The organism is Vibrio sp. Vb1729 (assembly GCF_033338655.1).
Lineage (GTDB): Bacteria > Pseudomonadota > Gammaproteobacteria > Enterobacterales > Vibrionaceae > Vibrio > Vibrio alginolyticus.
In genome coordinates this window covers 1-5,841 of sequence record NZ_JAWOTB010000043.1, presented here as the reverse complement: position 1 = coordinate 5,841, position 5,841 = coordinate 1, and the positions used below count along the sequence as shown (strand labels likewise).

The window sequence follows — 5,841 nt, the reverse complement described above, 5'->3', positions numbered from 1 at the left end:
TTTAAAATACAAAACGCCCGATGAAGTACATCGAGCGTTTTAGTTAAAAAGTGTCAACCCATATCAGGACGGGTCATGACGCCGTGGGTTACATTTTGCGTTCCAATAGCACGCCCGCTTCCATATGGTGGGTATAAGGGAATTGGTCAAACAGAGCAAAACGCGTCACGTTGTGTGTTTCGCATAGAATGTCCAAGTTCTCTTTTAGAGTTTCAGGGTTACAAGAGATGTACATGATGCGCTCGTAACCTTGCACCATTTTACAAGTATCGACATCCATCCCAGCACGTGGTGGATCGACAAAAATCGTGTTGCAGTTGTAGCTCTTCAGATCCACACCTGCATCTTGTAGACGACGGAATTCACGCTTACCTTCGATCGCTTGAGTAAATTCCTCTGCTGATAGACGTAAGATTTGTACGTTATCAATCTTATTGGCAGCGATGTTGTACTGTGCAGATACCACAGATGGCTTCGCTAGCTCAGTTGCCAGTACGCGGTCGAAATTCTGTGCCAACGCCAGCGAGAAGTTACCGTTACCACAGTAAAGTTCTAGTAGGTCACCAGTGCTTTCTTGGGTACAGTCGACAGCCCATTCCAGCATCTTCTCTGCGACTTTGCCGTTCGGCTGAGTGAAGCTGTTCTCTACTTGTTGGTAGATGTAGCTTTGACCATTTACATCGAGCTTCTCGATCACGTAGTCGCGGTCTAGGACAATCTTCATCTTACGAGCACGACCAATGATGTTTAGATTGAAGCCTTCATCATTTAAACGCTGTTTAAGGGCTTTCGCGTTTTCAATCCACTCTTCATCAAGTTGGCGATGGTAAAGGAGTGAAACCAGAATCTCACCACTTAGTGTCGATAGGAAATCCACCTGGAACAGTTTACGACGTAGTGAGTCGTTGTCTTTCATCGCTTCAACCAATAGCGGCATCAGGTCGTTGATCAGACGGCTTGCAGCAGGAAATTGGTCAACACGGTATTTCTCACGAGTTTCTTGGCTGAACATGATGTAGTAAAGATCTTCGCCTTCATGCCAAACACGGAACTCAGCACGCATGCGGTAGTGCTGCTCTGGTGATTCAAACACTTCCAGTTCTGGCATGTTGTATGGCGCGAACATATCCGTGAGACGTTCGACTTTTTCTGCCAGTTGTTCTTGGTAGCGTTGTGGGTTTACATCAAGAGTAGCCATGATCTTACCTTTTATGGTGCATTCAATTTAAGAGCGCAGATTTTATTCAATCTCAATAGGATGTCCAGTTTTGTACTGGAATTGATTTAAAGATAGTGCGTACAGGCAGAGTAGAAAGCAAAATCAATCAAAACGTTACAACTTCTAAGGGCAATATTGGCTGGACAAATAATCAATAGCTGAATAATATTTGCCTCAAGTTGGTGCTATCTAGCAATCTAGATGGCTGAAATGGGAATCTGGTGTAAATCCAGAACTGACGCGCAGCGGTAAAAGAGAACGAACGCTCATCAGACACTGCATTAGTTTATGTGGGAAGTCGAGCAAGTAGGCGGTACACCCGTGCTCTTGAGTCCGAATACCTGCCAACAACTGAGCCACAGCACTGGACTGTCATGACGACAGGGCTCGGAAGGAATTACGCGATTTAGGACAATACAATGAGAAAATCCGCACTGGCGATCACTTTGGCATCGCTGCTTTCACCTGTCTCTTATCTACAGGCCCAGGAAACCTCCACTGACGAAACCATCGTTGTTACGGCAAACCGTTTTGAGCAAGCCGAAAGCCGTACGTTGGCAGATGTCGAAGTAGTTACTCGACAAGACATCGATCGCATTCAAGCGAAAACCCTACCAGATGTATTGCGTCGCCTTACCGGAATTCAAGTTTCACAAAATGGTGGTCGTGGTCAGTTAGCGTCTTTATTTGTTCGTGGAACCAGTTCCGACCAAGTTTTAGTACTGGTTGATGGCGTACGTTTTGCACGAGCAGCGAAGGGCGCTGTGGACTTTAACCAAATCCCACTTACTTACGTTCAACGTATTGAGTACGTGCGTGGTGCGCGTGCGTCACTTTACGGCTCAGAAGCGATTGGTGGCGTGATCAATATCATCACCATTGCGCGTGCTGACGAAGAAGGAACGAAGTTAAGTGCGGGTTTAGGTAGTTTAGATTATCAAGAATTGAGTGTGGCATCTGGTATTAAAGTCACAGAGAGCGGCCAGCTAAATATCGCGCTTGGTAGTGAAAGTGATGATGGTTATAACGTTCGTCCTGTACCGGGAGTTAATGACGGTGATCGCCATGGCTTTGATACAAAGAATGGTCTGCTAGGTTACGTGCATAACTTCAATGACCAGTGGTCTGCATTTGGTAACCTACGTGCTTACGAAAATGTTTATCAATATGACAGCAGCTACGGTAGTCGCGGTTACTACGAAGCAGAAAAAGACGATCTTTCTGTCACTCTGGGCGGTAAGTATCAGTCTGATAATGTGATGTCAGAACTACAAGTAACAGCACAGAAACAGAAGTCTTGGAACTATGAACAAGCAAAAGGCAAACACTCAGGTACTGAAGATGAACTTGAGCAGCAAAATGTCCAGTGGACCAACAGTTACTTGCTAAACAACAATACGACGTTGGCTGGTGGTATTGATTGGCGCAACGAGTCTTATAAAGACAAGAGTGCGAATAAAACGTTTGATCGTACCAATGGCGCTCTGTTTGGTATGGCAACCACTAGTATTGATAAAGCAATGCTCGAGGGCAGTGCTCGCCTTGATGATAATGAAGAATACGGTAGTGAGTTCACTTACAGTTTAGCGGCTGGTTACCAGTTTGTACCAGAGTTTGGGGTTAAAGCCTCTTTTGGTACTGCGTTTAAGGCTCCAAACCTATATCAGCAGTATGACCCGACATACGGTGAGAAAGATCTGAAGCCGGAAGAGTCAGATGCTTGGGAGCTAGCATTCAGCGGTGATGTCCAAGGCGTTTTTTGGTCCGTCACGGGTTATGACTATAAAATCACGAATCTTATCGATTACCATCCAACCACGTACAAATATTTGAATGTCGATGGTGAAACACATATCCAAGGTGTGGAGCTTGTTGCTGAGTTTGATACAGGGATTGTGCAGCACCAGTTGAGTGCAGATTACAAAGATGCTGAAGACGATAAAGGGCATCAGTTGCAGCGTCGCGCTAAAGAAATGTATAAGTGGAATGCTTTAGTGAGCTTCGATAAAGTGGACTGGTCGGTTAGCTATCAGTACGTCGGTAAGCGTCCAGATGTGGATTACAGCACTTGGCCTTCACAAGATATCACGCTTTCTTCTTACTCGTTGGTTGATACGGCAGTGACTTACTATCCGAATGAGTCGACCTCTATTAGCGCTCGTATCGATAATCTACTTGATGAAGAGTATGAGATGGCAAAAGGTTACCCCGCTGCAGAGCGAGCGTACTATATCAACGTTGGCTACGAATTCTAATCGTGAATGAGCACAAACCGCCTTCGGGCGGTTTTTAATATTTTGTGGTGGAAAATCGAATGAAGAAACCCAAGCGAGTGGTGATCAGTTGGTCCAGTGGTAAAGATTCGACATTAACGCTTGAGCGCCTTAACGAGAATCCAAATTATCAAGTTGTCGGTTTGTACACGACTTACGTAGGGAAAGAAGTCCCTTTCCAAGCAACTCCGCTTGAAGTCGTACAAATGCAAGCAGACTTACTTGCGCTTCCGCTCATTACTATCGAGCTACCTGAAATCTTTCCAAGTAACGACATTTATCAATCGACCATCGTTAATGCATTACAAAGTAGTGGTCTGAACATAGAAGCTGTCGCATTTGGTGATATGTTTTGTAATGGCATTGCCGATTACCGACGCAGCTATATTGAACCTGTTGGCTGGGAATGCGTCTTTCCTCTATTAGGGGAGAGCAGCGAAAAACTAGCGATGGAAATCATAGAGCGTGGTATTCAAACTATGTTAATCACCATCGACGGAAGAGTTCTCCCTCCAGAATGGTGTGGTCGCTGGTATGACAAAGCCCTAATAGAGTCATTACCAAGTCAAATTGATCCCTGTGGGGAAAATGGTGAATTTCACACATTGGTCACGTCTTCGCCATCTTTTCAAGGACATATCGAGTTGACGAAGCGAGATGTAGAATCTGGAGATAGATTCAGCCATCAAAGATACCATGCTAAAGCATTGCCAAAACAAATCTACGCAGTATGATCGCAACGTTTCTGTTCTTTAGGTAAGACTCGTGCGAGTAGCAAGTAAGAAAAAAGTCCTAGTTTTTGACTCTGGTGTTGGTGGTCTTTCTGTATTCCAAGAGATACATCGCCTATTGCCCCAGCTAGACTACTTATACTTATTCGATAATCAGGCTTACCCTTATGGTGAACTCGATCAGGCTGTACTCGTTTCACGAGTTAACCAACTGGTCTCTTCTTTAGTCGAAGAACACCAAGTCGACATTGTCGTCATTGCTTGCAACACGGCGAGCACCATAGTGCTTCCTTCCTTACGCGAAAATTTATCGATTCCCGTTGTTGGTGTTGTCCCTGCGATTAAACCCGCATCGCTTTTAGCATCAAAAGGGGTAGGGCTGATCGCCACTCCGGCGACAGTAACACGCCAATATACTCACGAGTTAATACGAGACTTTGCGCAAGGCAAACCAGTTGAGCTGTTGGGATCAACTCGCTTGGTGGATATGGCCGAAGAGAAGTTGCGAGGCAACAGCGTTTCTCTCGACGAACTGACAAATATCCTGCTTCCCCTTCGCGATAAAGTCGATGTTGCGGTGCTCGGTTGTACTCACTTCCCTTTAATCAAAGAGGAGATTCATCAAGCTTTGGGTGGGGACGTTACTTTAATTGATTCAGGCGCAGCGATTGCACGTCGAGTAAAAGCATTGCTATTAAGTGATGAAATTGAGGATACAGAAGAGGGAAGTAAGTCGATTTATGCCAGTGCAACTCCTTGGCAGGAAGATGCACTGAACATTTGTTTAAAGAAGCTAGGTTTTAATCCTGTTCAGGTTTACCACCATCCGGATGTTTAGGATCGTTCGCAATTCTCACTTTTAGCGTTCTCTCCATATATTCCTTTTCATTAAGTTTAGCGATAGCTGGCTTGGCATCTGCCGCAGCCATCACTACAAAACCAAACCCTCTTCTTTTTCCAGTACGCTTATCTTTCATTAAGCGTACCGCATAGACCTGTCCATATTCAGCAAACAAATCGCGAACATGACTCTCATTGGCCTTATAAGGAAGGTTGCCGACATACAGCGTTTTAGTTGAAGGATCAGGATCCGAAGATTGAAGAACAGGTGTTTTGCTAGAAAATGAAAAAAGAAAAGCAGTAGCGATAACACCAATGAGGAAGCTCAAGGCTGGTGGGATGATGAATTGAGAGAAGATGATTCCCCCAACGATGGCCAGCCCAACACATAAAATCAGATTTTTTTTAGACGTCATTTTAATTACTACACATAGTGATAAAGAGATCGATTGCCCATTAACAGAATAGACACATGAATCTTACGTATATGGTTGGTGTTTTTCCAACCAATTGCTGTGATATGTCTCAAATGTGACGAAGAAATATGCAAATATCGCACTTTTGGCTAATTTGTGACCGGTTGGTTTTTTATTTGCAAAAAACACTTGTACTAATTTCTCAACTCCCTATACTGCGCATCCACCGACACGGAGTGAGACGAAAGTCACACAGCGAGTCGGGAAGAGAGAAAAAAGAATTTGAAAAAATGCTTGACTCTCTCACGGTGTGAAGTAAGATACGCACCCCTAACGACGAGCAACTAAGTTGCTGAAAATGT

The 5,841-nt window shown here is 44.5% G+C and carries 5 protein-coding genes and 1 riboswitch; of the genes, 3 read left to right on the top strand and 2 right to left on the bottom strand.

Going from position 1 to position 5,841, the window contains the following annotated elements; genetic code table 11:
• Positions 1-88: 88 nt before the first annotated feature.
• Positions 89-1,198: a tRNA (uridine(54)-C5)-methyltransferase TrmA gene (gene trmA / locus R7E29_RS16750; protein WP_054577382.1), complete on the bottom strand. Its 1,110-nt coding sequence runs from the start codon at positions 1,196-1,198 to the stop codon at positions 89-91.
• 184 nt (positions 1,199-1,382) lie between these two features.
• Positions 1,383-1,583, top strand: a riboswitch (cobalamin riboswitch).
• A gap of 55 nt (positions 1,584-1,638) precedes the next feature.
• Between trmA and btuB the strand changes: the two genes are divergently transcribed.
• The 3 genes from btuB to murI are packed head-to-tail and all read left to right on the top strand — an operon-like array spanning position 1,639 to position 5,061.
• Positions 1,639-3,474: a TonB-dependent vitamin B12 receptor gene (gene btuB, locus R7E29_RS16745; RefSeq protein ID WP_005378674.1), complete on the top strand. Its 1,836-nt coding sequence runs from the start codon at positions 1,639-1,641 to the stop codon at positions 3,472-3,474.
• A 59-nt stretch (positions 3,475-3,533) separates the two neighbouring features.
• Entirely contained in the window at positions 3,534-4,226 is a 693-nt protein-coding gene (locus R7E29_RS16740; protein ID WP_005378675.1) for an ATPase, read from the top strand.
• A 31-nt stretch (positions 4,227-4,257) separates the two neighbouring features.
• Complete coding sequence (gene murI / locus R7E29_RS16735) at positions 4,258-5,061, top strand: glutamate racemase (protein WP_054577381.1); 804 nt, start codon at positions 4,258-4,260, stop codon at positions 5,059-5,061.
• On the opposite strand, the gene R7E29_RS16730 is transcribed toward murI, so the two are convergent.
• On the bottom strand, positions 5,024-5,479 hold the full coding sequence (locus R7E29_RS16730) for an RNA-binding protein (RefSeq protein WP_017636066.1): 456 nt from the start codon (positions 5,477-5,479) through the stop codon (positions 5,024-5,026). The two genes, murI and R7E29_RS16730, sit on opposite strands and share 38 nt — an antisense overlap.
• Positions 5,480-5,841 lie beyond the last annotated feature (362 nt).

Bases quoted from the DNA above. Each gene is read 5' to 3' on its own strand.
- trmA (WP_054577382.1), bottom strand. From the start codon at position 1,198: ATGGCTACTCTTGATGTAAACCCACAACGCTACCAAGAACAACTGGCA.
- btuB (WP_005378674.1), top strand. From the start codon at position 1,639: ATGAGAAAATCCGCACTGGCGATCACTTTGGCATCGCTGCTTTCACCT.
- R7E29_RS16740 (WP_005378675.1), top strand. From the start codon at position 3,534: ATGAAGAAACCCAAGCGAGTGGTGATCAGTTGGTCCAGTGGTAAAGAT.
- R7E29_RS16730 (WP_017636066.1), bottom strand. From the start codon at position 5,479: ATGACGTCTAAAAAAAATCTGATTTTATGTGTTGGGCTGGCCATCGTT.